Origin of the sequence: Specibacter sp. NPDC057265, assembly GCF_042668835.1 — a bacterium.
Classification (GTDB): domain Bacteria; phylum Actinomycetota; class Actinomycetes; order Actinomycetales; family Micrococcaceae; genus Specibacter.
On record NZ_JBHUYE010000005.1, the window covers coordinates 91608 to 116214 of the forward strand.

The 24607-nt window shown below is 64.4% G+C and carries 28 protein-coding genes; 22 read left to right on the forward strand and 6 right to left on the reverse strand.

Annotated elements, in window-relative coordinates; translation table 11 throughout:
• Nucleotides 1-87: 87 nt before the first annotated feature.
• The 3 genes from nagB (at nt 88) to ACFUCV_RS05605 (ending at nt 3220) form a co-directional block, all read left to right on the forward strand.
• Nucleotides 88-870: a glucosamine-6-phosphate deaminase gene (nagB, locus tag ACFUCV_RS05595; protein ID WP_380813063.1), complete on the forward strand. Its 783-nt coding sequence runs from the start codon at nt 88-90 to the stop codon at nt 868-870.
• A gap of 153 nt (nt 871-1023) precedes the next feature.
• Nucleotides 1024-1344 carry a DUF3039 domain-containing protein gene (locus ACFUCV_RS05600; RefSeq protein WP_380813065.1) on the forward strand — a complete coding sequence of 107 codons (321 nt, stop codon included), beginning with the start codon at nt 1024-1026 and terminating at the stop codon, nt 1342-1344.
• A 106-nt stretch (nt 1345-1450) separates the two neighbouring features.
• Nucleotides 1451-3220: a DEAD/DEAH box helicase gene (locus ACFUCV_RS05605; protein WP_380813067.1), complete on the forward strand. Its 1770-nt coding sequence runs from the start codon at nt 1451-1453 to the stop codon at nt 3218-3220.
• A 102-nt stretch (nt 3221-3322) separates the two neighbouring features.
• On the opposite strand, the gene ACFUCV_RS05610 is transcribed toward ACFUCV_RS05605, so the two are convergent.
• Nucleotides 3323-4393: an Ig-like domain-containing protein gene (locus tag ACFUCV_RS05610; RefSeq protein WP_380813069.1), complete on the reverse strand. Its 1071-nt coding sequence runs from the start codon at nt 4391-4393 to the stop codon at nt 3323-3325.
• A complete protein-coding gene (locus tag ACFUCV_RS05615; RefSeq protein ID WP_380813072.1) occupies nt 4390-5058 on the reverse strand; it encodes a sigma factor-like helix-turn-helix DNA-binding protein in 669 nt (222 codons plus the stop codon). The genes ACFUCV_RS05610 and ACFUCV_RS05615 overlap by 4 nt, the downstream gene beginning before the upstream one ends.
• A 236-nt stretch (nt 5059-5294) precedes the next feature.
• Between ACFUCV_RS05615 and ACFUCV_RS05620 the strand changes: the two genes are divergently transcribed.
• From ACFUCV_RS05620 to ACFUCV_RS05675, 12 genes are all read left to right on the forward strand, one after another.
• Nucleotides 5295-5978: a hypothetical protein gene (locus tag ACFUCV_RS05620; RefSeq protein WP_380813075.1), complete on the forward strand. Its 684-nt coding sequence runs from the start codon at nt 5295-5297 to the stop codon at nt 5976-5978.
• A 2-nt stretch (nt 5979-5980) separates the two neighbouring features.
• A complete protein-coding gene (locus tag ACFUCV_RS05625) occupies nt 5981-7291 on the forward strand; it encodes a phage tail sheath family protein (RefSeq protein WP_380813078.1) in 1311 nt (436 codons plus the stop codon).
• A gap of 1 nt (nt 7292) precedes the next feature.
• On the forward strand, nt 7293-7778 hold the full coding sequence (locus ACFUCV_RS05630) for a phage tail protein (protein ID WP_380813081.1): 486 nt from the start codon (nt 7293-7295) through the stop codon (nt 7776-7778).
• 4 nt (nt 7779-7782) lie between these two features.
• Nucleotides 7783-8883 carry a hypothetical protein gene (locus ACFUCV_RS05635; RefSeq protein WP_380813084.1) on the forward strand — a complete coding sequence of 367 codons (1101 nt, stop codon included), beginning with the start codon at nt 7783-7785 and terminating at the stop codon, nt 8881-8883.
• Nucleotides 8884-8893: 10 nt separating this feature from the next.
• Nucleotides 8894-9652, forward strand: coding sequence for a hypothetical protein (locus ACFUCV_RS05640; RefSeq protein ID WP_380813087.1), 759 nt, complete (start codon nt 8894-8896; stop codon nt 9650-9652).
• On the forward strand, nt 9649-11163 hold the full coding sequence (locus ACFUCV_RS05645) for a phage baseplate assembly protein V (RefSeq protein ID WP_380813090.1): 1515 nt from the start codon (nt 9649-9651) through the stop codon (nt 11161-11163). The genes ACFUCV_RS05640 and ACFUCV_RS05645 overlap by 4 nt, the downstream gene beginning before the upstream one ends.
• Entirely contained in the window at nt 11160-11498 is a 339-nt protein-coding gene (locus ACFUCV_RS05650) for a hypothetical protein (RefSeq protein WP_380813093.1), read from the forward strand. The genes ACFUCV_RS05645 and ACFUCV_RS05650 overlap by 4 nt, the downstream gene beginning before the upstream one ends.
• A complete protein-coding gene (locus ACFUCV_RS05655) occupies nt 11495-11929 on the forward strand; it encodes a GPW/gp25 family protein (protein ID WP_380813095.1) in 435 nt (144 codons plus the stop codon). Before ACFUCV_RS05650 ends, ACFUCV_RS05655 begins: the two co-directional genes overlap by 4 nt.
• On the forward strand, nt 11926-14499 hold the full coding sequence (locus ACFUCV_RS05660) for a baseplate J/gp47 family protein (RefSeq protein WP_380813098.1): 2574 nt from the start codon (nt 11926-11928) through the stop codon (nt 14497-14499). The genes ACFUCV_RS05655 and ACFUCV_RS05660 overlap by 4 nt, the downstream gene beginning before the upstream one ends.
• Nucleotides 14492-15121 (forward strand): phage tail protein, encoded by a 630-nt coding sequence (locus ACFUCV_RS05665; RefSeq protein WP_380813101.1) that lies wholly within the window; start codon nt 14492-14494, stop codon nt 15119-15121. Before ACFUCV_RS05660 ends, ACFUCV_RS05665 begins: the two co-directional genes overlap by 8 nt.
• Entirely contained in the window at nt 15114-15584 is a 471-nt protein-coding gene (locus ACFUCV_RS05670; RefSeq protein WP_380813104.1) for a hypothetical protein, read from the forward strand. The genes ACFUCV_RS05665 and ACFUCV_RS05670 overlap by 8 nt, the downstream gene beginning before the upstream one ends.
• Nucleotides 15585-15690: 106 nt before the next feature.
• Nucleotides 15691-16596: a hypothetical protein gene (locus tag ACFUCV_RS05675; protein WP_380813107.1), complete on the forward strand. Its 906-nt coding sequence runs from the start codon at nt 15691-15693 to the stop codon at nt 16594-16596.
• Here the strand turns inward: ACFUCV_RS05675 and ACFUCV_RS05680 are convergent.
• The 4 genes from ACFUCV_RS05680 to ACFUCV_RS05695 form a co-directional block, all read right to left on the reverse strand.
• Entirely contained in the window at nt 16565-17185 is a 621-nt protein-coding gene (locus ACFUCV_RS05680) for a hypothetical protein (RefSeq protein ID WP_380813110.1), read from the reverse strand. The two genes, ACFUCV_RS05675 and ACFUCV_RS05680, sit on opposite strands and share 32 nt — an antisense overlap.
• Nucleotides 17186-17354: 169 nt before the next feature.
• On the reverse strand, nt 17355-17537 hold the full coding sequence (locus ACFUCV_RS05685; RefSeq protein WP_380813113.1) for a hypothetical protein: 183 nt from the start codon (nt 17535-17537) through the stop codon (nt 17355-17357).
• A 122-nt stretch (nt 17538-17659) separates the two neighbouring features.
• Nucleotides 17660-18277: an isochorismatase family protein gene (locus ACFUCV_RS05690; RefSeq protein WP_380813116.1), complete on the reverse strand. Its 618-nt coding sequence runs from the start codon at nt 18275-18277 to the stop codon at nt 17660-17662.
• 27 nt (nt 18278-18304) lie between these two features.
• Nucleotides 18305-19606 (reverse strand): nicotinate phosphoribosyltransferase, encoded by a 1302-nt coding sequence (locus ACFUCV_RS05695; protein ID WP_380813347.1) that lies wholly within the window; start codon nt 19604-19606, stop codon nt 18305-18307.
• 76 nt (nt 19607-19682) lie between these two features.
• Here ACFUCV_RS05695 and clpS point away from each other — a divergent pair, with 76 nt between their 5' ends.
• From clpS to rdgB, 7 genes are all read left to right on the forward strand, one after another.
• On the forward strand, nt 19683-19988 hold the full coding sequence (gene clpS, locus ACFUCV_RS05700) for an ATP-dependent Clp protease adapter ClpS (RefSeq protein WP_380813119.1): 306 nt from the start codon (nt 19683-19685) through the stop codon (nt 19986-19988).
• Nucleotides 19981-20547, forward strand: coding sequence for a DUF2017 domain-containing protein (locus tag ACFUCV_RS05705; RefSeq protein ID WP_380813122.1), 567 nt, complete (start codon nt 19981-19983; stop codon nt 20545-20547). Before clpS ends, ACFUCV_RS05705 begins: the two co-directional genes overlap by 8 nt.
• Before the next feature lie 42 nt (nt 20548-20589).
• On the forward strand, nt 20590-21630 hold the full coding sequence (murI, locus tag ACFUCV_RS05710) for a glutamate racemase (protein ID WP_380813125.1): 1041 nt from the start codon (nt 20590-20592) through the stop codon (nt 21628-21630).
• Nucleotides 21627-22424, forward strand: a complete 798-nt coding sequence (locus ACFUCV_RS05715) for an MBL fold metallo-hydrolase (RefSeq protein ID WP_380813127.1) — start codon at nt 21627-21629, stop codon at nt 22422-22424. Before murI ends, ACFUCV_RS05715 begins: the two co-directional genes overlap by 4 nt.
• A 150-nt stretch (nt 22425-22574) precedes the next feature.
• Nucleotides 22575-23102: a hypothetical protein gene (locus tag ACFUCV_RS05720; protein WP_380813132.1), complete on the forward strand. Its 528-nt coding sequence runs from the start codon at nt 22575-22577 to the stop codon at nt 23100-23102.
• 80 nt (nt 23103-23182) lie between these two features.
• Nucleotides 23183-23923 carry a ribonuclease PH gene (rph, locus tag ACFUCV_RS05725; protein ID WP_380813135.1) on the forward strand — a complete coding sequence of 247 codons (741 nt, stop codon included), beginning with the start codon at nt 23183-23185 and terminating at the stop codon, nt 23921-23923.
• Entirely contained in the window at nt 23923-24552 is a 630-nt protein-coding gene (gene rdgB / locus ACFUCV_RS05730) for an RdgB/HAM1 family non-canonical purine NTP pyrophosphatase (protein WP_380813138.1), read from the forward strand. The genes rph and rdgB overlap by 1 nt, the downstream gene beginning before the upstream one ends.
• The last annotated feature ends 55 nt before the right edge of the window (nt 24553-24607 follow it).

Here is a 24607-nt window from a genome sequence, read left to right on the forward strand (position 1 = left end):
GGGCGCGGTTGGCCCGACGCTGCCGCACGCACTCTGCCCCCGTCTGTTCGCCACCTGGCTCGGTGGCAGTGAAAGGAAGCGTGTTACATGGAGGTCATCATCCTCCCCGGCAGCAAGGAAATTGGGGCACTCGCCGCCGATTCCATTGAGTCCCTCATCCGGGCCAAGCCCGACGCCGTCATTGGCTTGGCCACGGGATCCTCGCCCCTGCCCATCTACGATGAACTGGCGCGCCGCCACGACGGCGACGGCCTGAACTTCAGCCAGGTCCGGGGCTTTGCGCTGGATGAGTATGTCGGCTTGCCGGTGGGGCATTACGAGTCCTACCGGGAGGTCATCCGCCGCGAATTCACCAACCGCGTGGATGTGGCCCCGGAAAACGTGCATGGCCCCGATGGTTCAACCGGCGACGTCCCCGGCGCCTGCCAGGACTATGAGGACGCCATTGCTGCCGCCGGCGGCATTGACCTGCAGATTCTTGGCGTGGGCACCAACGGCCACATCGGCTTCAACGAGCCCGGCTCCTCCCTGGCCTCGCGGACCCGCATTAAAACGCTGGCTGAGCAGACGCGCCAGGACAATGCGCGCTTCTTTGATCACCTTGACCAGGTGCCGCACCACGTGGTGACCCAGGGCTTGGGCACCATCATGGATGCCCGCCACGTGGTGCTGGTGGCCTTCGGCGCAGGCAAGGCCGACGCCGTACGCGATTTTGTGGAGGGCCCGGTGACGGCATCATGCCCGGCGTCGGTGCTGCAGTTCCACCCCCGGGCCACCATCATCATTGACGAGGCCGCTGCCGCCAAGCTTGCCGGTGCCCGCACCTACCGCCACGCCTTTGCGAACAAGCCCGCTTGGCAGGGCGTCTAGAGGCAGCCAACGGCCGGGCGCGGCAGTCGGGGGGCCGGCCCGCGCCCGTGCGCCCCGGACCGGGGCCGGTTTTCGCGCCGCCGGGGATGGCTCACGGGGAATTTGCGGCGCCCGGCGGCGAGTCGCGGAAGCGGAGGCGTTAGACTGGTTCTCATGAGTTTGCCTCCAGACCCCTTTGAAAATGATCCGCAGCACGGGCCCGGCCAGAGCGGTGGCTCCACTGCCGTCATTGAGCGCGAGGAGCTGCGTCAGCACGCGGAACCGGGCGACAGTGAACGCTTCTCGCACTATGTGCGCAAGGAAAAAATCATGGAATCGGCCATGACAGGTGAGCCTGTGGTCGCATTGTGCGGCAAGGTCTGGACTCCCGGCCGCGATCCGCACAAGTTCCCCGTCTGCCCGGAATGCAAGGAAGTCTATGACGGACTGCGTCCCGAAGGCGGCGGCAAGGGCCCCAAAAAGCCCAAGGAGTAAAGCAACAAACAACGTTTTTTGATGGATCCGGTGTTTCACCGGCGGTGGACCGCGCCCGGAATTGGGTGCCGGGGCAATGACAGAAGTGATGGGTGGCTGGTAGTTCTTGACGGAAACATTATTTGGTGGACCGTCCCTGCCGCCGGCGTATCCGGAACGGGCTGCATGGGGAACCGCGCAAAAGCTGCGCGCCTGGCAGAGCGAAGCGATGGAAAAGTACTTTGCCAACAACCCCAAGGATTTTCTGGCCGTGGCCACCCCGGGTGCCGGCAAAACCACTTTTGCACTTCACATTGCCACCGAACTCATAGCCCGGGGCACCATCAACCGTGTCACCATTGTCACCCCCACCGACCATTTGAAGCGGCAGTGGGCTGATGCGGCGGCGCGGGTGGGCATAGCCATTGACCCCAATTTCAAAAATGCCGACGGCCGGCACGGCAAGGGTTTTGTGGGCGTGGCGGTGACCTATGCCCAGGTGGCCAGCAAGCCCATGCTGCACCGGGCCAAAACCGAGGCCGCACGGACCCTGGTGATCATGGATGAAATCCACCACGGCGGCGACGCGCTGAGTTGGGGCGACGGCATCCGTGAAGCCTTTGACCCGGCCGCCCGCCGGCTGGCCCTGACCGGAACGCCCTTCCGCTCCGACACGGCCGCCATCCCTTTTGTGGACTACATCGAGGACAGGGAGGGCATCCGCCGTTCCAAGCCCGACTACAGCTACGGCTATGGTGAAGCGCTCAAGGATCATGTGGTGCGCCCCGTGATGTTCATGGCCTACTCCGGACAAATGCGCTGGCGCACCAGTGCGGGGGAGGAAATGGCCGCCACCCTCGGCGAAGCCGTGACCAAGGACGTCACAGCCCACGCCTGGCGTACGGCCCTGAACCCTGAAGGGGAGTGGATCCCCGCCGTTCTTGCCGCCGCCGACAAACGTTTGACGGAGGTCCGCCGGACCGTGCCCGACGCCGGCGCCCTGGTCATTGCCACCGACCATGAGGACGCCCGCGCCTACGCGGCCAGGTTGAAAAAAATCACCGGGGAGGCGCCCACGGTCATCCTGTCCGACGACGCCAAGGCCTCGGACAAAATTGACGATTTTTCCGCCAGCGGACAGCGTTGGATGGTCGCGGTGCGGATGGTGTCCGAAGGCGTCGACGTGCCCCGCCTGGCCGTGGGGGTCTATGCCACCTCCACGGCCACGCCCCTGTTTTTTGCCCAGGCCGTGGGGCGTTTTGTGCGCGCCCGCAAGAGGGGGGAGACGGCGTCGATCTTCCTGCCTTCGGTGCCGAATCTGACCAACCTCGCAAACCAGCTGGAATTGGAACGCGACCATGCGCTGGACCGCCCGGACAAGGACCCTGACGGGTTCATGGACGAGGACGCGGAAATGGAGGAGGCCAACCGCGAGGAAAAGGCCTCGGACACGCTGGAGAAATTCAAGTTCGAGGCACTGGAATCGCAGGCCTCCTTTGACCGGGTGCTCTTTGACGGCGGCGAGTTTGGCACCGGCGGGGCCATTGGCAGCGACGATGAAATGGACTTCCTGGGCATCCCGGGCCTGCTCGACGCCGAGCAGATGGGTGTGCTGCTGCGCCAGCGCCAGGCGGACCAGCAGACCCGGCACCGCAAAAAGGCCCCCGCCGCCGAGCCGGAGGCGCCACAGCTGGTGGACCACCGCATGCTCATGGAGCTGCGTGCCGAACTGGCCAAAAACGTCTCGGCCTGGAGTGCCCGCTCGGGCATGCCCCACGGCATGGTGCACAGCGAACTGCGGCGCATCTGCGGCGGCCCGGCCGTGGCCCAGGCCAATGAAGGACAATTGCAGACGCGCCTCAAAAAGCTGCAGGATTGGTTCATTGGGCGCAAGTAGTTCCCAGCGGCAATAAAGAATCCTACTTAGGCCGCGGCCATAGACGGCTGCTGCATTGCCTAGGAAACAGCCGGCTCCTTGCAGGTTCTGGTCCCCGAATCCCTACTCCACTTGGCTGGGTGGAAATACTGTGATGGTTGCTGCACCACTAAAGCCGTCCTGGGTCACGGTGATGGTGGCTGTGGCGGCGGGGGATTCGGGGGCAGTTCCTCCTTCAGTGGCCGATCCGGGACCGGAACCCACAGCGTCGGCCTTTCCCGACTGGTCAACCTGCACCACTTTGCCGTCACTTGTTGACCAAAGGGCCTGGTCAGCGGCACTGGTGGTGCCGTTGTTGTAGACGAACTGCGCAGAAAGCTGCTGGCTTTGGCCCACCTGAAGCCTGGTTGCGGCGGGAATGATGCGCAACGTCTCAATCACCGCCGGCACTTCAATGAGGCTCAGGCCCGTCTGTCCGTCCTCCGTCAAGGTGATTTCGGCACGGCCGGTCCCCGTAGCGGTGACCAGCCCGCCTGCATCCACGGCAGCCACGGCCGGGTCGCTGGAGCGCCACGTTCCCCGGGCGCCTGCCGGGGCGGTGGAACCGTCACTGAACGTGCCAGTGGCGGCCAGCTGCACCGATTGCTGGAGCGCCATAGTGTTGCTTGCCGGCACCAGTGCAATTGAAAGCAGGGAAATTGGGGGATCCTGCACGACCGTCACGGTGAGGCTTCCCTGAATACTGTCCACTGTTGCCGCGATAGTGGAGCTGCCAGGTGCCTGGGACCTGACCAAGCCGGCGGCATCGACATTGGCGATCGCCGCATCGCTGGAGGTCCAGCCAACGCCACTGGTCAAGGGCTCCACGGAACCATCGTTGAAGTGGCCCTCAGCCGTCATTTGCACTGACTGTCCCACGCCAAGGGTGCTCTCTTCGGCGCGGATTGAAAGGGACGTCATGGTTCGTCCGCCCGGAGCATCGGAAGGATCGCCTGGGCCGGCATCCAGTGAATGGGCCAGGAACAACGATCCGGTGAGGGCCAGCATCACTGCCGTGGCCGTGGCGTAAGTGAGCGCGAGGCGGAGGAGGTAACGTTGCCAGCCGCGCTCCAGTGCCCGCCCTTCATCGAGTGCCTGGAGCGTGGAACGTTCGGCTGCCTGCAGCCAAAGCCTCTGCTTTAAGGACGGGTTCATTGCCGGGTCCCGTCTGTGTCCGCATGATTGACGGCAGCCTCCGCACCATGCAGCGTGGCGGCGGCCTGTTGCAGGGATGAGCCCGTGATCGCGGCTATTTGGGACAGTGGGAGGTCGGCGAACTCGTGGAGAACGACGACGACGCGTTGGCTGGGTGTCAACATTGCCAACGCCGCCGCAGCTGTTGCGGAGGCGGAAGTCCGCCCTGGTGGCTGCGCCCACTTCTGGTGGGATGCAAGCAATTTCACTAAAACGCACAAAACGTAAATGCGGGTCTCAGGGGTAATGGGGCCGCGCCAGCTTGAAGCCGTTTTGGCCCATGCCGACTCCAATAAAGTCGCCGCCAGGGCCGGGTCGTCACACAGCAACTGGGCGCACAGTTCCAGCTCCCCGGAGTCCTCCCTGATGGCTGCAGAGAGTGCCTCCCTGCGGTCCTTCACCGCCGCCAGGACCCTCACACCGGTGGGGAATCCCAATTCAATCTCGTGGACAGAGGGAAGCAAAACCACCGACATGAACAGGACCATGCCCAATCCCAGGGGGATGAGGCCAAATGTATTGGGAATTTGCCACCCGGCAAGCACAATGCCCAATGCCAGCAGGGCCAACAGAATCCGCGCGGGCCGAAGAGCTGTCCGCCACTGCCGTTGGGGAACATTGCACATGATTGCTTCCTGTGGGCCCGGCAGGGACCAATCAAAATAAGGGCACGCACTCCGGGCTCGCTAGGGAACATTTTAGGACCCGGCCGCAAGGTTCGAAAGGGGGCGTCAAAAAAATGGCTTGGAAATGCCCCGCTGGCGGCCATGCCTTGGGGCCCCTCCGGGCGTGCGGGCCAGGCCGTGGCCGGGTTTTGCCGCCAATTGTTCATCAGTGACGCAGCTCACAGTTGAGAGTATTCTTGGCTTATCCCCTTGCCGGGGGAGTGGAAGGTGGTGCAGCCGTGGGCGTGGTGAAAACCGAGTTGGCTGCACTCCTGGGAATCCTCCGCTCCGCGGTCAACCCGGAGGAGGTTTCCCTCGTTGAGGACGAGCAGGAACAGGCAGCCGTAGCCGTCCAGGTCCTTGCCCTGAACAGGGTGGGACGATCACGCCGGGCCGGCCCGGTGCTCGATTTGGAACTGGCCGTTTCCGTGGTCTGCACCGGTGGGCAGCGGTTGGAAAATTTGGAAAAACTCTTGACCAGCCTTGAAGGTGGCAGCCGGTACACCACCAGTGCGCTGAACGCAGGAGCCTTTCCCCAGGCGCCAGGGGCACTTGGTTTTCAAGTGCACGTGCCGGTGGCGGTCCCGCTTGAAGAACCGAAGGCGCCGCCCGTCCGCGAGCCGCTGCACGTGAAAATGCAGACGGGGCGGCAGCTCAAGGGCGTTGTCATTGATCCTGCCGGCAACGGTCTTGGCGGTGCGTGGGTCCGCTCCCGCGCTTCGGGAGCAGCCGTCGCCTGTGATCAACAGGGGCGGTTCGAGTGTTTTTCCACCCAGGAGGCCGAACAGCTGCTCACCGTCGAGTTCAGGGACACGACCCAGCAGTTCACTGCCAATGCAACAATGCTTCCCATCACCCTGCGATGGGATGGAGAGGATTAGCCATGCCCAACTATCTGGCCCCTGGCGTTTATGTGCAGGAAGTGCCCAGTGGGGCACGCTCCATTGGACGGGTCAACACCAGCATCGCCGCCTTCATTGGGGTGGCGCCCCTGGCTTCGGCGCGGTTGGACGAGGCTGTGGTCATTGACAACTACCCGCAGTTCGCCCAAATGTACGTGGGGGATTCGACCTCCGGGACGGTTCTGGCCAACGCCGTCTATGGGTTCTTCGAGGAGGGCGGGGGCAGGTGCTATGTGGTCAATATTGGCCCGCACGGCTCCCTTACGGGAACGTCAGCCAAACCGACGGGTTTAAAGCTGCTGGAAGCCATCGATGACATTTCCATGGTCGCAGCACCGGGATATGCCGATGCCGAGGCATTTGCGGCCCTGATTGGCCACTGCGAACACCCGCTGCGGCAGGACCGGATGGCGATCCTGGACACCGTTGAACTGGTGTCCGACATTTCAGCATTGACCCGGGTCGCCACGGTGGAAGCTTCGGATCCCCGATCCGGCACACCGGCCCCCGGGCGGGGGGAGGGCGCCGCGCCGGGCCCCATCGAAGCCGAAGGCGCCGACGCGGAGCCAGGGAGCACCCAGCCAACCCCACCGGCACCCAAGGTTGCCGGCACGGAATTGGCGCTCGGCTCGCCGCAGTCCCTGGGCGGATATGCGGCAATGTACTATCCCTGGCTTCGGATTAAGGACGTGGTGACGGGCAACATTGTGAGCCAGCCGCCGTCGGGCCATATCGCCGGAGTGTGGGCGCGGGTGGATGGCAGCAGGGGCGTTCACAAGGCTCCCGCCAATGAGCCGATCCGGAACGCACTGGGCCTGGTCCACCGCATCAGCAGGGGAGAGCAGGAAGTGCTCAATCCCGCCGGGGTCAACTGCATCCGGTATTTCGCGGCCGAGGGGACCCTGGTCTGGGGCACCCGGACGCGCGCCGCCGAGGCCAGTCCCTACAGGTACATTCCAGTACGCCGGCTAACGAACATGATCAAGGAATCAATTGCAGATGGCACCAGGTGGTGTTTGTTCGAACCAAACAACTTCACCTTGTGGCGCTCCATCCACCGGGAGATCAGCGAGTTTCTGACGGGTGTTTGGCGCGACGGGGGCCTTTTAGGGCGGACGCCGCAAGAGGCCTTCTTTGTGCAGTGTGATGCGATCACCAATCCACCCGATGTGCGCGATGCCGGCCAGGTCATTGCGATCGTTGGCATAGCACCTGTAAAGCCCGCCGAGTTTGTCATTTTCAAGGTGATGCAGTCGGCGGACATCACCGAAATTCAAAATGTAGGAGCATGAGATGAGCGAACAGCCATCATCAGCGCCGGCCGCCCAACCGGGCAATATTGTTGACCCGTACCGCCAATACAATTTCAAGTTGGTCATTCAAGGTGTGGTGCAGGGGCACTTCACCCGGATTGATCCCTTTGAAATCATTGTCCATCACCTGGATCACCGCGAGGGAACTGACCACGCCACCACCACGACCCTGATGGGCAGGGTCGAGTACCCTCCAGTGACCCTGCGCTATGGCTTGACGGAGTCCAGGGAAATGTGGCGGTGGCTTTTTAACGCCGTTTCCGGGGTGGCGGACCGACGCAATGTTTCAATTGTGCTGCTCAACGAGTCCGGAACCGACGAAGTGCGCCGGTGGAACCTCATCCGGGCCTGGCCCTGCCGCTGGCGCAGCCCCTCCTTCAAAGCCCTGGGAAACGGTTTGGCCATTGAACACATGACACTTGCCTACGACAGGCTGGAGCTTGACGATGCTGGCGCAGCTGGCTAAGGGGATGGGGGCCCTGCTTCGGAAGGCCGCCCAGGTCCTCGATGCACAAGCGGATAAAAGTGCCGGGCCACCGGCGCAGCCGCCGCTGGCCGGTGCGGAATTTGACCAGCAGGATTTTTCCGGGGCGCCGGAGCACTGGGTCCAGATGCTGCAGGAAAACGGCATTGAGCCGCGCACGTCCCCGGAAACCGCCCTGGACGCCCCCGGGCCGCCCACCGGCTGGCTGCCTGTCATGGACGGCCCTCCGGACGCAGCCTTCCCGGCACCCCGGCCCACCGCGGCACCGGCTGCCGGCGGCGGGCCCCGGCGTTGGCCCACCAAGAGCCCCGGGGGCCGCCTCCGGCTGCCGCATCACGGAGCCGCACCAAAAATCAACGAATCCCACGCCCCGGATGACCCGTCCGGACCGGCCAAGGGGGCAGCACCCAAGGTGCAGCCCATTACCGGCGTCGACGGTCATGATCAGCCTGCCTTGTACGTGGGCACCGGGCAGCAACAGCGTGACGGCCTGCCCGGAACGTCCCGGCCTGCCGGGCCGCCGGCAGCTGGCCCCTCCCACAGGGGAACGTCACCAGCTGCAGCTGAAGGCGTGCGTGGAAAGCCGCCGCCAGCCACCGCCGGCTGGCCCAGCGCAGGACCACCAGCGGAGGAATTGGAAAGGAAAGCCGCCGCCCGCCGGCGCGCCACCGCTTCACCGCCCCCTGCCCCGGGTGGTGTCCGCAGCACGAATGCATCCAGGCGGGATGGTGCCGGCCCGGCGCCGCAGCAGCCTCCGGATGGCCGGGCTGCCGCCGGGTCTGCAGCTGGGGCCCCGCGGCAGGGCGGTACTGCCAGGGGGCGGGACTTCCTGGACGCCCGCCGCCGCCCGCCGCCCGGCACTTCAAGGCCCTCCCAGGACAACAGGCAAGCTCCCGGCCAGGTCCAGGGAGCCGTCCTGCCAACAGCTGAAAAGCTGCTTTCAGCCAGTCAGCCCCCCTGGCCGGAGTTGAACCACCCAGTCCCGGCGCCGCCCGCGGTGCCGGTGCCGGCCATTGAAAGCGCTGCCATCGTGGAACGTGCCCTGGCACGAAGCCAACGGCTGCACACCGAGCAGGCTGGGGTGTGAGATGGAGAGGGTGGCGTTTTTAATAGAGGACACCGGCGAACACTTTGGAGCGCTGCTGAATCCTGAAACCGTGCTGATGTCGCGTACGGCCGGAGTGGAACCCCACCGGTCCGGCGGTGGCAGGCTTGCTGGTGCCGCCCTTGCCGACGACCCCCTGTTGTTCACAGGAGGTGGGCACACGGAACTTCGCATGGATCTGGTCTTTGACGTTGATCTGGCACCAGCCCAGCTGCACGTTGTGGATGTGCGGCAAATGACCAGACCCATTTGGAGCCTGGCGGAAAATTCCACTGAAATCGAGCAGCAACGGCGGCCACCATGCGTGCGCTTCGTCTGGGGCCGGGCCTGGAACGTGCCGGGGGTGGTCACCGAGGTGGCCGAGCGGTTTGATCGATTTGCCCCTGACGGTTCACCGCTGCGGTCATGGATGCGCTTGGTTTTTGTCCGGGTGGGCCAAAACCCCGACGAAGAACACGGCGAAAACTACGAATTGGCCCAGCGGCTGCCGCTCGTGGATTTAACGGCACCACCGGTGGATGCTTTGGAAGTTGTCGGTGACGGCAGCAGGGATGAAGGCCTGCTGGGAACAGCCGGCGGGGAGGGCGCCGGGGCTTTTACGCGGGTTCCTCCCGTGGAGCTGGGAATGTTGTCCTGGCGTGCTTTTGGCACGCCGCTGCAATGGAAACTCCTGCTGGGCTACAACAACATCGACAACCCCTTTGGGTTCGCCGGCCCTTTGGCGGTTCCCCCCGTTATTGAGGACCGATGAGAGCGATCCAGGGATTGCCTGAACTCGTCGTCACCCTCGGGAGGCGGCGGCTTTCCGCCGTCGAACTGGCGGCCATGACGCGGATTCAAGTTCGTTCGGCCCTGGCCCAACCGACGCAGTGCCAAGCCGTCTGGCGGTTCGACGACGTCAGCGGCGCCCGCCGGCTGGAACCGGCTCCTGGAGATTGCCTGCGCGTGGAGGTGGCAGGACACCGGACACCGTTGTTCGTGGGGGAAGTGACTGTCATTGAGCATGGCTACAGCTCCGGGCGGCTTCAGGAAATCCGGGTGCGGGCCTATGATGCACTGCACCGGCTGCGCAAACGCCACCATAGCCGCCGGCACGAAGCTGGAGACCTTGCGGAGTTGGCCGCCCGGCTGGCAGCGGATACGGGACTGCGCGTAGTGGGCGGCGGCCACCGCATGGGAGCCGTCTACCAGTGTGCGCGATCCGATTTGGAGCTGCTGGTCGACGCCAGTGCGCGGCTGGGACTGTATCCCGTGGTGCGGGAATCCACTTTGCATCTGGTGGGTTTGGACGGGGAGGGCGAACCGCTCGGGCTGCTCTTGGGGTCCACCCTGCACTCGGCGGAGTTGGAAGTAAGCCAGGAGCCCTCCTTCCGCAGTGCCGTGGTCCACGCCTGGAACCTGGATGAGGCAGCGACCGTCCATGGCAGCGCCGGCAGCGAACGGGCCCGTGCTGGTGTCCGTGCCGATCCAGCACCGCAAGGGGTCGGTGGAGGGGGTCTGCTGCAACGGGCCAATGAATCCTTCGACGACGAGCGCCTGGCCACCGAACTGGCGCAGGCGGATCTCGATGTGCGTTTGGCAGCGGAAGTGGGGGGCACGCTTGTGGCTGCGGGAAATCCCGCCCTGCAGGCCGGACGCAGGGTGCAGCTCAGCGGAGTGGCCCGGGACTTTGAAGGTACCTACACCATCTGCAGTGCAGTGCACATCCTCAGCGGAGAAGGTTATGAAACCACCTTGTCCACACTCCCGCCCCCCTCGCCACGCCCCCGCGCGGCAGACATGACAACCCTTGGTGTGGTCTGTGACACGGCAGACCCCGAACAACGTGCACGGGTGACAGTCAGGCTCCCAGCTTTCGCGGACCTCATGACGGGGTGGGCGCCGGTTCTGGTGCTGGGTGCCGGAGCAGCGAAGGGCTCGGTGATCCTGCCGGATGCCGGTGACACCGTGTTGGTGCTGCTGGTGGCGGGGAGCCCGGACGAGGCGGTTGTGCTCGGCGGACTCTTTGGTGCACATCAGCCCCCGGACGCCGACATTCCCGGTGAGCGGGGAAAACGCTACACGATGCGCACTTCCGACGGCCAGGAGTTGGTTTTAAACGGCACCTCCCACGGTCTGCGGTTGAGCGATGGGCGGGGCTCACGTGTGGACATGGGCCCGGATTTGCTGCAAATCACTGCGGCCACCGACCTGGTGTTGGAGGCTCCCGGCCATGCCATCCGCATCCGGGCCCGATCCGTCGATTTTGAGGAAGCGACATGAAACTTCTCACCAAGCGCGGAACCATCCGGTGCGGACACGACGGCGGCGTCGTCAATGTGCCGTCCCAAAGCTGGGTGCGGATCAATTCCTCAGCTGTGCTCGTTGAACCTGATCCGCAGGGGCGGGGTTTGCACATGTGCCCCAATGTGGGTGTGAACATCAAACCTTGCACCCTGACACTCTCCGTCGAACGGGGGTATTCGGTGTTTCTCCGCATTGGCCAGCAGGCGGTTTGTCTTGATTCAATCCAAGGTTTCACCGACGGGACACCGCCGGGTGCGGTGAAGTATACGGTCCGTTCCCCCGGGCAGACCTTTGTGGGGGCAACATCATGAATCAGCCCCGCTACCGTTCCCTGGCTCTGATCCATCCCGACTTTGATCCCGCACAGGGGCTCCCCGGCCTGCGCGTGGGCCCCGGCGGCAGGCTTGCCACAGTCGTTGATGCCGCGTCGGTGCGGCAGGCGGTACTGCTGCTGCTGAGCACCCGGCCAGGGGAACGCATCAATCGTCCTGACTACGGTTGCCACTTGTTCCGGCTTGCCTTCGCACCAAACGACGACACCACGGCGGGGCTGGCCATCCACTATGTTGCCCGTGCCCTGGACCGGTGGGAGAAGCGCATAGTGGTGCTTTCCCTCGACGCAGCCCAGGCACGCGAAGATCCGGCCTTGCTGGAGGTGCGGCTGCACTATCGGGTGCGGGCCTCATCGCGTGAAGACAACATCGCCATCGTGGTCCCCGTCGGGACAGGAGGGGCACGATGAGCATCCCCACGCCCAATCTGGACGACCGCTCCTTTGCCGATCTGGTCGAAAGCGCCCGCGAACGCATCCGGCAAATTGACCCCGACTGGACCGATTTGTCAGTGCATGACCCGGGCATGGTGCTAATTGAAGCATTCGCGCACCTTACCGACATGCTGATGTACAGGCTCAACAGGGTGCCGGAGAAACTGTATGCCGTGTATTTGAATCTGCTCGGAACAGCGCTTCGACCCCCCAGTGCAGCTGAAACAACACTGGAATTCACCCGCATCGCTGCCGGCGGTGATGACATCCGCATACCCCGCGGAACCCAGGTCAGCGGTGTCCCGGGACTTGCCGGCACACCGCAGGCAGTGTTCAGCACCACGGCCGACGCGGTGCTGCCGGCCAACGCCACCAGCATAAAAGTCCCGGCCGTGGATGCAGCCTTTCACGACGCCGTCCTTATTGGCACCGGGACGGGCCGGCCCGGACAGACCTGCACACTGCCCAACTCCCCGGCAGTGGCAGGCCCCGGATTGAAGATCGCCGTGGAGGTGCCGGAGGGTTCAAAAGCTGCCCGTGGAGAAGCTGTTCTGGTTGACAATGCCGCCTACAGGCATTGCCGGGAAGTGGAGGCATTTGCTGATGCCAGGGAAGGGGAGATGGCAGTCCACCTCGACCGGGCGTCAGGGACGGTTTCCTTTGCTTGGTGGAATGATGCCGACCCCCACCGGCCCGAGGCACCGCCTCCCGGCGCCCGCATCCGCGCCTGGTACCTCTTGGGCGGCGGTGAACAGGGAAATGTTGCTGCCGGAAGCCTCACGGTACTGCGGACGCCACTGTCGGGGGTGCGGGTGGGCAATCCGGAGCCGGCAACGGGGGGCCGGGCAACCGAGCCATTACCGCAGGCCCTGCGGCGGGCGCCACAGGACTTTCAGGCACGTGACCGGGCGGTGACCGCGCGGGACTATGAAGCGCTCGCGGTCCGCAACCCAGCGGTGGCCAGGAGCCGCGCATTCACCCGCAAGGAGGCCTGGGCGTTCGCCAACCCCGGTGAGGTGGAGGTGGTGCTGGTGCCTCATATTCCCACAGCGGCCAGGGCCGGGGGACGGGTTGATGCCGATGTGCTGGCCGCACATGAACAAGAGGGTGTCCGCCGTGAAGTGGCCCGTTATCTGCAGGAGCGGGCAACCATTGGCGCCCAACCCGTCGTCCGCTGGGGACTGTACAAGGAAGTGCTGGTTCAAGCGATTGTGGTGGTGCGCCCCGATGAGGACCCGGAGACGGTGCGGAGCCGCATATCCCGGCGTCTGGCACAGGCCATCAATCCATTGCCGGACGGCGCTCCGGGGTACGGCTCGGGCTTTGGCAAGGCCCTGAGGGTGTCGAATTTGTACCGGATCATGGAGGAGGCCGAGCCGGGGGTGAAATATGTCCAATCTGTACGGTTGCGGCTGGACAAGGCGCCCGACAGTGACGCCATGGCACTCATCCAAGCCCAGGGACAACCCAAGACCTGGTTTGTTGCGCAAAACGGGACACTTTTCCGGACCACGAATTCCGCTGCCGGGTGGGAGGCTTGCGGGGAATTTCCCCAGGAGGCGATTCGCGCCGTTGCTCCTTTCCCCACTGCCGGTGCCGGCCGTTCCGGGGGGACGAAACATCCGGGGAAAGTTGCTGTGGCCACCAGCAGGGGCGCCGGATCCCGGGTGTACGTCAGTGACGATCTAGGTGAAAGTTGGCACTGTGCCGCCGAACTGGGGTTCCCGCTGTCAGATTTGGCGTGGGTGGACAGGGGTGGCCGGGCGGTGCTGCTCGTCGTGGGTCAAAACGGCCTGTACGAACTGGGCGGCGAAGGGGCTGTGCCGGTGCAAAACCTGGTCGATCCGGCAAAACCCGACAGGGGTTTCTACGCCGTGGATAGCTTTGTCGATGTCCGGGGCAGAACCGGGGTGGTTGTTGCCGCGGAAGCGTCTGCCGGGATCTGGCTCTCCCCGGACGCCGGCGCTCCGGAGAGCTTTCATCAAATCAAGGCTGCCGGAGAAGATGTGCGTTGCATGTCGGTGCAGTACGAAGGACCCGCAACGTTTTTGTGGCTGGGCCGTTCCGTGGCCGAAGGTGGGGGAACGGGGTGTGCACGGCTAAAAATTGATGAGCTGGCACGAACCACTTTCGACGCCGCGCTGCAGGGCTCCTGGGAGCAGCTGAGCCAGGGCTGGAGTGGGGGAAGTTGTTGGGGCATGACTGTTGTTGGTGACTTCGCCCATGCGGCAACGCAGAGCGGGGGAGTGTTGCGCCTGCGTCTTGACGGCCAGGGCGCATGGGAGCAGTGCGATGTCAATTGCGGTCTTCCGCTGCGCGACAGGGCCCGCTTCGAACCCGTGCGTGCCGTCTCCGGGGCTGTGCGCGAGGACGGCGCGCCGTTGCTCATGGCCGCAGGTCCCCGCGGCGTCTATCTTTGCGGCGACGCGGCTCCGAACTGGGAAAATTGCAGTTCCCGGGTGGTCTCCGACGTTGTGACGATCCCGGAAACCTGGCTGTTCTGTTCAGGACCCCACCGGGTGGAGGTGATGCGCGAGAATGGCTAATGTCCCGTTGCTCATGCTGCTGCCGGAGGTTTTTCAGCTGTGCGCGCCCAACAATGCACCACTGCGGGCCCTTTCCGCCGTCGCAGCTGACATGCACGCACCGGTCCAGGAGGTCCTGGACTCCATGGACCGGTTGGTGGACCCCTTCAGAGCGCCGGAAAACATGCTTGGCCACCTGTCCCGGTGGGTTGATCTGGATTGGCTGACGCTGCCGGAACCGGAATCCGCACCCGGTGCGGCTTTAGGCATCCCATCGGCGCGGCTGCGCGGGCTGATAGCCAATGCAGCGGATTTATCCGCCCGCAGGGGCACACCCGGTGGACTGCTGCGGTTCCTGCAACTCGCCACGGGTCTGGACGGCTTTGAAATTGATGTTGATCCGGCAGAGTTCCATCTGCGGGTCCGGGTTCCGGCCAACGCGTCCGGGCAAATCGGCACGGTCCGGCGGATCGTGGCGGGATGGAAACCCGCCCACATCACTGCCGAGCTTCTGATCCTGCCCGACGGTCCTGCGGAACCGCCAGTTCCGGAAGGCCCCGGTGAAGGGCCGGAGACAATTCCCGCCCGACCCACCACGCCGCCACGCAGTTCGCCAGCGGGGCAGGTGGATGCCCATGGGTGAAATCAGCCGCAAACCAGTCATTGCAGCGATCGTGTGCGCTGCGGTGGCACTTTTGGTGTGGGGCCTGGGCTTTGGCCTCGGGGCCGGCGGGAATTCCCATGCCGGCGGCTGGCAGGAAAAGTTGTCAGCCATCCAAACAAGCCAAACCCTCACACTTGAAGATTTGTCCCTGCAGGAAGGAAGCTGCAGCAAAAGTGGATCTTCCCTCACAGTGCAGGGCGCCTGCACCTTTGCGGTCGCGAAATTCGGCGGTTCCTTTGACCTGGGACCACCCACCAAGGAGGCCACGCTGGGGGTGCTCGGCGGAGCGGTGGAACTCAAGGCGCAGACCGAGGGAGTCTGGGCCACGCAGGATCTAGGGGCCGGGGACCAGACACACTTGACCTTTGGCACCTCCGGAGGACTGCTGACGGTGCTCTGCGCTGCCATCAGCTGCACCCTTGTGCTCGCCCCGGGCTCATGACCGCGCGCAAATTCAAGACACCACTGACCCAGACACTGGCCAAGAGGAGCGCAGGCGGCGCAAAATGGGGACTAGGGAATCGCGCCGCTCGCATGAGGAGGATGGCATGAAGAAGATCTCGATGACCCTAAGCTCACCCACCGTGTCCCTGACTGACGGCAAGGGCGCATTGACGGTTTCGGTGACGAACAGTTCCCCCACGCCGGAACGGGTGGTTCTTGGCGCGTTCTCCGACTCCGCGGCAGGGACAGCCCAGAGCCCCGCTCCCACCTGGACCAGCATCACTGAGCCGCAACGGACCATTGAGCCGGGGGCAACCGTGCAATACGAGGTCAAGTTCGACACTGCGGGGGCGGCACCCGGAAGTTATCCCATTAAATTCATCCCCTATTCCGCGGACCAGGCGCCTGAGGAATATGCGGAGCTGGCCGCCGTCATTCAACTCGTGGTGCCCCAAAAAACGGCTGCCCCGCCCGCCAAACGCTTCCCCTGGCTTTTGGCCGCGGGTGCCGCCGCCGTCGTCATTTTGCTGGCTGTGGGCGCCATCTGGTTCTTTAACTCCCGAACCGCAGCGCCCCTGGCCCAGACCTCCCCCAGTGCAAGCGCACCGGCGCTGGAGTTGACCTCCGTTGTACCCGGCGTTGGCCCGCAGACAGGAGGCACCGCGGTCAAGCTTCTGGGGCGGTTCCGGGAACCGATGGTGGTGACCCTGGCGGGTGTGGGCGTGCCCGGCACCCTGACAAACAACAGCGAATTTTCCTTCACCACCCCGCCGCAGACCCCGGCGGGAAAGGTGTTGCTGGAAGTGCGCAGCGGCGGCGTCCTCATTGGTGCCTCGCTCTTTGAATACTCGGCGGTCGGCGGAACCACCGCCAGGCCAACCTTCATCTGCGTCAAGAAAAAGGACTGCGTCATCCTTGAGCAGAAATTCAGCCAAAACCAGCCCGGCATCCCGATGCAGCCAAAAGAACTAAAAGACCTCAAAGAGCAGCTGGGGGTGGTGAATCCGTAAGCGCTGCGCCGACGCGGACTGCATTGACAATGGCCGGTATGGCCCCGATCAGCATGACCAAGGCCCACATCAATGCCACCACCCCAATGACAATGGCCCAAAACTGGTCACCAATGGATACCACTGGCCCGGGCAGGAAACCATGGATGAAGCCAAGGACCAACTGCAGCAGCACGGACAGGGCCGTGAGGATCACCAAGCCCTTGATGCGTAAAAACCTTGGCTGCGCCAGGATGAGCAGCACCCCGGCGGCAATTTTCAGCAACAGCACAAGTCCCAGGACAACAGCGGCCCGCCCCGTGGGGAAGCTGCCCCACAGGGCCAAGTAGGCCAGGGTGCCAAACGGCGCCGCGACAAACAGCCCCATCATGAGAAACAGCTTCACCACGGCCTGGAGCGTCACCAAAACACACAGCAGCAACCACAGCAGGCAGACGATCAAGGTAATGAGCCCTTGGATCCTCCCGTAAATGCGCAAGGGCATGACAAGGCTGGCCCCGAGAAGCAGCAAGGTGAACAGCAGCAGCCCGTCCAGCAGCGCAAGGGATCCCACCCCCGCGCCCGCGGCGGCTGCCGATCCCGATTCCATTCCGACTCCGGCAGGCACGCCAAGTCCGGCAACCGTGTCCGCACCGACCTGCCCCATTGTCCCGCCCGGAACAACAAGCGGGGAACCAAGCTCAAGCAGAAGCACCAACACCAGCACAAACACAGCAGCAACAAAACACGGGGTGCGCAGAGCCCCCGTTGCGGGCACCTTAGTCTGTCTGACCGTGGGTGACGTAGGAGAGGATGAGGAAGACCGCGCAAAAAACAGCTATCACTGCTCCTGCCACGATCAGCCACGTGCTGGGAAGGAAGATTCCCACAACGAGCAGGACAACTCCGAGCGCGATGCCCAACATCCACGTGATGCGGCCCCGCGCGAATACACCAACCATGACTGCCTCCTGGTAAATTCAGGAAATACGTGCTATTAGAATATCACTGCAGCACTGGGACGGCCCCGGAAAATGGAAACTTATCCCGCCCGCCCGCAGCAACCGCCCCCGGGCCGGAGGGGTTACTTGATTTCCACGCCCGCCTCTGCCAGTTCCTCCAGGGCCTCCTCGACGGAGTCGTCATCAATTCCCACCACATAGCTGCGCAGCACGGTGGTGTCGTAGCCGGCGTTCACCGCATCCAGGGCCGTGGCGCGCACGCAGTGCTCGGTGGCGATCCCCACAATCAGCACCTCGTCCACCTCGTTCTCCCGCAGCCAATCATCCAGGCTCTGCGGAATCCCGGCGTCATCATCAGCGCTCTCATGGGCCTCACGCTCGCCCACGGCCACCTCGTCCTCGGGAGCCAACAGGCCATCAAAGCCGGAGTAGGCGGCGTCGAATTTACCCTTGCGGAAGTAGGCGTCAATGTCCTCGGTATCCAAATTGCGGTGCAGCGACGCCCCCCTGGTCCCCGCCACGCAATGCTCCGGCCAGCTGGTGCGGAAGTTCGGCTCCTGCGAAAAATGCGCGCCGGGGTCAATGTGCCAGTCCTGGGTGGCCACAATGAAGTCCAGATCAACTGACTCTTCGAGCAGTTCACTGATCTGTGTGGCCAGATCCGCGCCGCCTTCCACGGGCAGCGAGCCGCCTTCGCAAAAATCGTTTTGCACGTCAACAATGATGAGGGCCTTGGCCATGGGAATGCTCCTTTTGCTTCGCCGCGGCTAGTGCGCCGCGAGGGCTTGTTCGTAATCGGTGGGGATGACGGGTTCCCCGCGCTGCAGGCGGCGGGCCGTTCCCGGCATTTCCGCCATGGAGGCGCCATGGCGGGCGGTGGCGCGTTCCACCCCGGCAGCGCCCGTCCAACCCGGCGCCAGCACGCCGTCGTGCATGAATTGCTCAATCAGGGCACGGTCATTGGCATCGGCCTGCGGGTGGTGGCCAATCCCCACCGCCTCCGCGGTGGCGGTGCCGGAATCATCCAGACGCCGCAGCGCGTACTTGCGCCCGCCCACGCTGGCCTTGTTTTTGGCGGCCTTGGCCACGGAGACGAATTCGCCGTCGTCGCCCTCGCGGGACACCAGCTTGTAGACCATTGACGCGGTGGGCGCACCGGAGCCGGTGACCAGGGAGGTGCCCACGCCGTAGGAGTCCACGGGCGCCGCCGCCAGGGCCGCAATGGCGAATTCGTCCAGATCGCTGGTGACCGTGATGCGGGTATTGGTGTTGCCCAAGGAATCCAGCAGCGCCCGCACATCCCGGGCCTGGGCCAACAGGTCACCGGAGTCCAGCCGCACCCCGCCCAGGGCGGGACCGGCAATGGCAACAGCCTTGCGGACGGCGGCTTCGACGTCGTAGGTGTCCACCAAAAGCGTGGTCCCGGTGCCCAGGGACGCTATTTGGGCCCGGAAGGCGTCGTCCTCGGAGTCATGCAGCAGGGTGAAGGAATGCGCCGCGGTGCCCACCGTCAGCACCCCGTAACGCAAGCCCGCCTCCAGGTTGGAGGTGCTGTGGAAGCCGGCAATGATGGCGGCCCTTGACGCGGCCACCGCCGATTCCTCATGCGTGCGCCGCGAACCCATTTCAATGCACGGACGCGCCCCGGCGGCTCCGGTCATGCGCGAGGCGGCCGATGCAATGGCGGAGTCGTGGTTCAGGATCGAGAGCACATAGGTTTCCAGGATGCACGCCTCGGCAAAGGTCGATTCCACGGTCAAAATGGGCGAATTGGGGAAGTACAGTTCGCCCTCTGCGTAACCAAAAACGTCACCGGAGAACTTGAAATCAGCCAACCAGGCGAGGGTCTCGTCGTTCACCACCTGGTTTTCGGCCAGAAAATTCAGCTCGTCGGGGCCAAAGCGGAAATGCTCCAGGCCCTCCAAAATGCGTCCCGTGCCGCCCACCACCCCATAGCGCCGGCCGTCGGGCAGGCGCCGGGCAAAGGCCTCAAAGACGCTGCGGCGGTGCGCGGCCCCGGAATGCAACGCGGCCTGGAGCATGGTCAGCTCGTAATGGTCGGTAAACAGTGAAGTGCGGGGGTGGCCCCAATTAGTCGGCGTAGTCACGGAATTTACTTTATCGGGGCGACACTAGAATGGATACATGAGTGTCAGCACAGCCCCGGAAACAGACCGGGAAGCCACCACGCGCGAACACAGCTCCCCGGACATCCCCTGGGAGCTGGTTGTGTGGAACGACCCGGTGAATCTAATGAGTTACGTCAGCTATGTGTTCCAAAGCTATTTTGGCTATTCCGAAGCGAAGGCCGCGAAATTGATGCTGGAGGTCCACACCGAGGGCCGCTCGGCAGTGGCGCACGGAGCCAAGGAAAAGATGGAGGCCCACGTGGTGGCCATGCACGGCTATGGCCTGTGGGCCACGGTCCAGAAGGGCGGTCCCCGTGGCTAGGGCGTTTTCCGCAGGCAGGCGCGGCATCAGCGCCCATTTGGAAGCTGCCGAACGTGATTTGCTGCGCAAGCTTTTTGCCGACATCGTCACCATGCTCGAGCCCGCCACGCCCGCCCACACCGATCCGCTGGCCGCCCTGATTGGCTTGGACATGGACGTAAGCGTCCCGCGCGATCCCGCCCTGCTGCGGCTGCTGCCCGATGCCGTGAAGAACGACGCCGAGGCCTCGCTGGAGTTCCGCCAGCTCACGGAACGATCGGTGCGGGAGAACAAGATCGCCGCACTGCGCGCCGCTTCCCTGGCTTTGGAAAGCGAGAAGGTGGTCCTGGATGAGGAGGCGGCACGCCTGTGGGCCAGCGCCTTGAACGATGTGCGGCTGGTGTTGGCCGAGCGGCTGGAGATCCGCAGCGAGGCAGACGCCGAAAAGGTCCACCAGGTGCAGGACTGGAGCCATGCCGAGGACGTGGACAGCTACCTTTCCCTGGTCTACAACTTTGTGACGTGGCTGCAGGAAAGTTTGGTCCAGGCGATGCTGTCCAATCTGGCCGCAAGGGACTAGTTTGTCCATCCCGCGCCGCCAGCCACTAGTGTTAAAGCGACCATGAGTACACATCCAGGAACCACAGCGGCCACTGCCGGACGCGGTGCCGCCACAGCGGCGCAGCCCATTTCCGAGCGTGCCATTGGCATTTTTGATTCCGGGGTGGGCGGTCTCACGGTGGCCCGGGCCGTCATAGACCAGCTGCCCAACGAGTCCATCCGCTACGTGGGGGACACCGCCAACGGCCCCTACGGCCCGCTGCCCATAGCCGAAGTCCGGGCCAATGCCCTGGGCGTGATGGATGAACTGGTCGACTCCGGCGTAAAGCTGCTGGTGATTGCCTGCAACTCGGCCTCCGCCGCAGTGCTGCGCGACGCCAGGGAACGCTACACCGCCCGCTACGGCATTCCCGTCATTGAGGTCATCCAGCCGGCCGTCCGCCGGGCCGTTTCGGCAACACGCACCGGCAAGGTGGGTGTCATCGGCACCGTGGCCACGGTGGGTTCGCGTGCCTATGAGGACACTTTCGCCGCGGCCCCCAACTTGTCCATCACCTCGGCGGCCTGCCCGGATTTTGTCAGATTTGTGGAATCCGGCATCACGGCAGGTCCGGAACTGCTCACCACGGCGGAACGCTACCTGGCCCCCTTGAAGGCCGCAGCCGTGGACACCCTGGTTTTGGGGTGCACGCATTACCCGCTGCTGACAGGCATCATCTCCTACGTCATGGGGGACAGCGTCACCCTGGTCTCCAGTGCCGAGGAAACTGCCAAGGACGTCTACCGGGCGCTGGTCAGCCACGACCTGGAACGGGTTGGCACCGAGCCGCCCACCCACCAGTTCCTCGCCACCGGCGACGCTGCCGCCTTTGGCGTGCTGGCACGGCGTTTTTTGGGCCCCGAGGTGGGCCGGGTTGAACAGGTCAGCCACGTCTCGGCGCATTACCCCACCGGTTCCCTGGCCAAGGTCACCGAGGACATGCTCCTCGCGGCACGAAAAAGTTCCAACGCAACAGCAGCGAACCCGGTCTCCAATTTTGTTTTAGCTGATTCCGTGGGCAGACTGTCTTATCCGGGACCAGCTGCGGGGGAGCAGAGATGAAACTGACCATAGTGGGATGCAGCGGGTCCTTTCCCGGACCGGCGTCGCCCGCCTCCTGCTACCTGTTGACAGCCCATGACGGTGAACGCCCCTGGCGGGTGTTGATTGATTTAGGCAGCGGCGCGCTCGGGGACGTGCAAAAGTACATGGACCTGGAAGACATTGACGCCATCTTCCTCAGCCACCTGCACCCGGACCACTGCATGGATTTGTGCGGCCTGCACGTTGCCGTGCGCTGGAGCCCGCACGGCTGGCACCGCGGCAGGATCCCCGTCTGGGGCCCGGCGGAAACCGCCGACAGGCTCGCCACCGCCTACGGTTTGGAGCTGGACCCGGGCATGCGCGAGGAATTCGACTTCATCAACTGGCGCGAACGTGAAGCTGTCACGGTGGGTCCCTTCAAGGTCACCCCGTACCCCGTCAACCACCCCGTTCCCGAGGCCTACGCGCTGCGGGTGGAAGTGGACGAATACGACGGCACCGGCCTGGACCGCACAGCCGTGCTGACGTATTCCGGCGACACCGACAGTTGTGCCAGCCTCGAGGAGGCGGCGGCGTCGGCGGATTTGTTCCTGTGCGAGGCAGCCTTTGAAGAGGGCCGCGACGATGCCATCAAGGATGTCCACCTCACCGGCAAGCGCGCCGGCGAGGCGGCGGCCCGGGCCGGCGTCAAACGACTGCTGCTGACCCACATCCCCGTGTGGACCGACACCAACAAGGTGGTGGCCGAGGCCCGCGGGGTCTACGGCGGGGACGTGTCGGCCGCCGTGGCGGGCGTGCATTACACAATCTAGGCGCCCCGGGCCGGCCCGGCCAAGGAGGCGTTCCCGGCGGCAAAGATACTCCGGAAGGACTATCCCTTTGGCCGCCTGTCCCGGCTAGGATCAGTGGCACCTGGGGACGGCCAACAGTGCCGTCCGTACCCGAGAACAAGGATGCCGACCATGACAGAGATGCCCCGCTACAGCCCCGCCGCCTCGGACCAGACCCAAGGCAAGGCGCCCACCGCCCCGCCCGTGATGAACACCGTCTTTTGGCTGCTCGTGGCCGCCGCCGTCATGAGCGTTGTCTCCGCCATTTTCAGTGTCATGCACGCCGGTTCCGACAAGGCCCGCGCCGAGATGGAACGCCAGCTTGTGGCACAGAACGTGGGGGACGTCACCGCCGAAATGCTGGACGTGATCATCAGCATTTCCATCACCACCGTCATCGCCGTTACCGTCATTTCAGTCATTGCCTACGTAGTGCTGGCGATTTTCCTCAAGAAGGGCATGGGCTGGGCACGCATTGTGGCGGCGGTGCTGGCAGTGCTTTCCCTGGGCAACCTGGTGGGCATGACCATGCCGGGGGCAATCGCCGCAATCGCGCAGATTCTGCTCGGCGTGGTGGCAGTGGTTTTGTGCTTCACCGGGGCCGGAGCCGCCTACTTCCGTGCCAGGAAGAACTACAAACTGGCCAACAAGGCCGCTTAGTCCACCTGGCCGGGCACCGGAGCCGCCACACCCTCCCTGCGCCGGTGCCCGGCCCGGGTCCCGGGCGCTAGGCTTGGTTTATGACTTCCAGCGAAAAGCTGCGTTCCGATGGGCGCACCAATGAACAACTCCGCGACATCACCATTACCCGGGGATGGTCCAAGCAGGCCGAAGGTTCGGCCCTGATTGAATTCGGCAACACCCGAGTGCTCTGCACCGCCTCCCTGACCCCGGGCGTGCCGCGCTGGCTCAAGGGCGAGGGGACCGGCTGGGTGACGGCCGAATACGCCATGCTGCCGCGCGCCACCAACACCCGTAATTCCCGTGAATCCGTCAAGGGCAAGATTGGCGGGCGCACCCATGAGATTTCCCGGCTCATTGGCCGTTCCCTGCGCGCGGTGATAGATACCAAGGCGCTGGGGGAGAACACCATAGTGCTGGACTGCGACGTGCTGCAGGCCGACGGCGGGACCCGCACCGCCGCCATCACCGGGGCCTATGTGGCGCTTGCCGATGCCATTGCCTACGCCAAGGAAAACAAGCTCATCGCCAAAAACGCCCAGCCCCTCATTGACTCGGTGGCGGCCATCTCCGTGGGCATCATTGACGGCGTCCCCATGCTGGATCTGCCCTACGTGGAAGACGTGCGCGCCGGAACGGACATGAACGTGGTGGTCACCGGATCAGGCAAGTTCGTGGAGGTCCAGGGCACCGCCGAAGAAGCGCCGTTCGACCGCGATGAGCTTAACTCGCTTCTTGATTTGGCGCTTTTGGGCACCACTGAACTGGCACGCATCCAGCGCGAGACGCTCGCCCGCTGATGGCTGCTCCGAAGCTGGTGCTGGCCACGCACAACCAAGGCAAATTGCGGGAGCTGCGGGAATTGCTGCGCAACCAGGTCCCCGGCCTGAATGTGGACACGGACGTGGTCGACGCCGGTGCCATCCATGCACCCGATGTTGCCGAAACAGGGGTCACCTTCGCCGAGAACGCCCGCCTCAAGGCCCACGCCGTGGCTGCCTTCAGCGGGGTGCTGGCCATTGCAGACGACTCGGGCCTGGCGGTGGACGTCCTGGGCGGTGCACCTGGAATTTTCTCCGCCCGCTGGGCCGGTGTGCACGGTGATGACGACGCCAACCTGAAATTGTTGCTGGCCCAGCTAAGTGACATTGTCCCGGGGAACCGCGGGGCCGCCTTTATCTGCGCCGCTGCTTTGGCAAGTGCCGACGGCAAGGTGGATCTGGTGGAGGAAGGCACGCTGCGCGGGACTTTGCTTAAGGAGCCTCGGGGAGAGGGCGGTTTTGGCTATGACCCAATCCTGCTGCCGGAGAATTTGAACAAGAGCTGCGCGGAGCTGAGTTCGGCGGAAAAGAACGCGATCAGCCACCGCGGGCAGGCGTTCCGCGCGCTGCTGCCGCATATTGTTGCAGCCTTGGGCGCGCAGGCCTGAAACGGTCCATCCAGATGCATGACAGCTACGGCCCCCGGACTCCTGCGTCCGGGGG

Excerpts from the sequence above, each read along its gene's own strand:
- ACFUCV_RS05665 (WP_380813101.1), top strand. The coding sequence starts at position 14,492 with ATGGCTAATGTCCCGTTGCTCATGCTGCTGCCGGAGGTTTTTCAGCTG.
- nagB (WP_380813063.1), top strand. The coding sequence starts at position 88 with ATGGAGGTCATCATCCTCCCCGGCAGCAAGGAAATTGGGGCACTCGCC.
- murI (WP_380813125.1), top strand. The coding sequence starts at position 20,590 with ATGAGTACACATCCAGGAACCACAGCGGCCACTGCCGGACGCGGTGCC.
- ACFUCV_RS05610 (WP_380813069.1), bottom strand. The coding sequence starts at position 4,393 with ATGAACCCGTCCTTAAAGCAGAGGCTTTGGCTGCAGGCAGCCGAACGT.
- clpS (WP_380813119.1), top strand. The coding sequence starts at position 19,683 with ATGAGTGTCAGCACAGCCCCGGAAACAGACCGGGAAGCCACCACGCGC.
- ACFUCV_RS05675 (WP_380813107.1), top strand. The coding sequence starts at position 15,691 with ATGAAGAAGATCTCGATGACCCTAAGCTCACCCACCGTGTCCCTGACT.
- ACFUCV_RS05635 (WP_380813084.1), top strand. The coding sequence starts at position 7,783 with ATGGGGGCCCTGCTTCGGAAGGCCGCCCAGGTCCTCGATGCACAAGCG.
- ACFUCV_RS05600 (WP_380813065.1), top strand. The coding sequence starts at position 1,024 with ATGAGTTTGCCTCCAGACCCCTTTGAAAATGATCCGCAGCACGGGCCC.
- ACFUCV_RS05660 (WP_380813098.1), top strand. The coding sequence starts at position 11,926 with ATGAGCATCCCCACGCCCAATCTGGACGACCGCTCCTTTGCCGATCTG.
- rdgB (WP_380813138.1), top strand. The coding sequence starts at position 23,923 with ATGGCTGCTCCGAAGCTGGTGCTGGCCACGCACAACCAAGGCAAATTG.
- ACFUCV_RS05720 (WP_380813132.1), top strand. The coding sequence starts at position 22,575 with ATGACAGAGATGCCCCGCTACAGCCCCGCCGCCTCGGACCAGACCCAA.
- ACFUCV_RS05625 (WP_380813078.1), top strand. The coding sequence starts at position 5,981 with ATGCCCAACTATCTGGCCCCTGGCGTTTATGTGCAGGAAGTGCCCAGT.
- ACFUCV_RS05690 (WP_380813116.1), bottom strand. The coding sequence starts at position 18,277 with ATGGCCAAGGCCCTCATCATTGTTGACGTGCAAAACGATTTTTGCGAA.
- ACFUCV_RS05650 (WP_380813093.1), top strand. The coding sequence starts at position 11,160 with ATGAAACTTCTCACCAAGCGCGGAACCATCCGGTGCGGACACGACGGC.
- ACFUCV_RS05630 (WP_380813081.1), top strand. The coding sequence starts at position 7,293 with ATGAGCGAACAGCCATCATCAGCGCCGGCCGCCCAACCGGGCAATATT.
- ACFUCV_RS05645 (WP_380813090.1), top strand. The coding sequence starts at position 9,649 with ATGAGAGCGATCCAGGGATTGCCTGAACTCGTCGTCACCCTCGGGAGG.
- ACFUCV_RS05615 (WP_380813072.1), bottom strand. The coding sequence starts at position 5,058 with ATGTGCAATGTTCCCCAACGGCAGTGGCGGACAGCTCTTCGGCCCGCG.
- ACFUCV_RS05680 (WP_380813110.1), bottom strand. The coding sequence starts at position 17,185 with ATGGAATCGGGATCGGCAGCCGCCGCGGGCGCGGGGGTGGGATCCCTT.
- ACFUCV_RS05670 (WP_380813104.1), top strand. The coding sequence starts at position 15,114 with ATGGGTGAAATCAGCCGCAAACCAGTCATTGCAGCGATCGTGTGCGCT.
- ACFUCV_RS05715 (WP_380813127.1), top strand. The coding sequence starts at position 21,627 with ATGAAACTGACCATAGTGGGATGCAGCGGGTCCTTTCCCGGACCGGCG.
- ACFUCV_RS05655 (WP_380813095.1), top strand. The coding sequence starts at position 11,495 with ATGAATCAGCCCCGCTACCGTTCCCTGGCTCTGATCCATCCCGACTTT.
- ACFUCV_RS05685 (WP_380813113.1), bottom strand. The coding sequence starts at position 17,537 with ATGGTTGGTGTATTCGCGCGGGGCCGCATCACGTGGATGTTGGGCATC.
- rph (WP_380813135.1), top strand. The coding sequence starts at position 23,183 with ATGACTTCCAGCGAAAAGCTGCGTTCCGATGGGCGCACCAATGAACAA.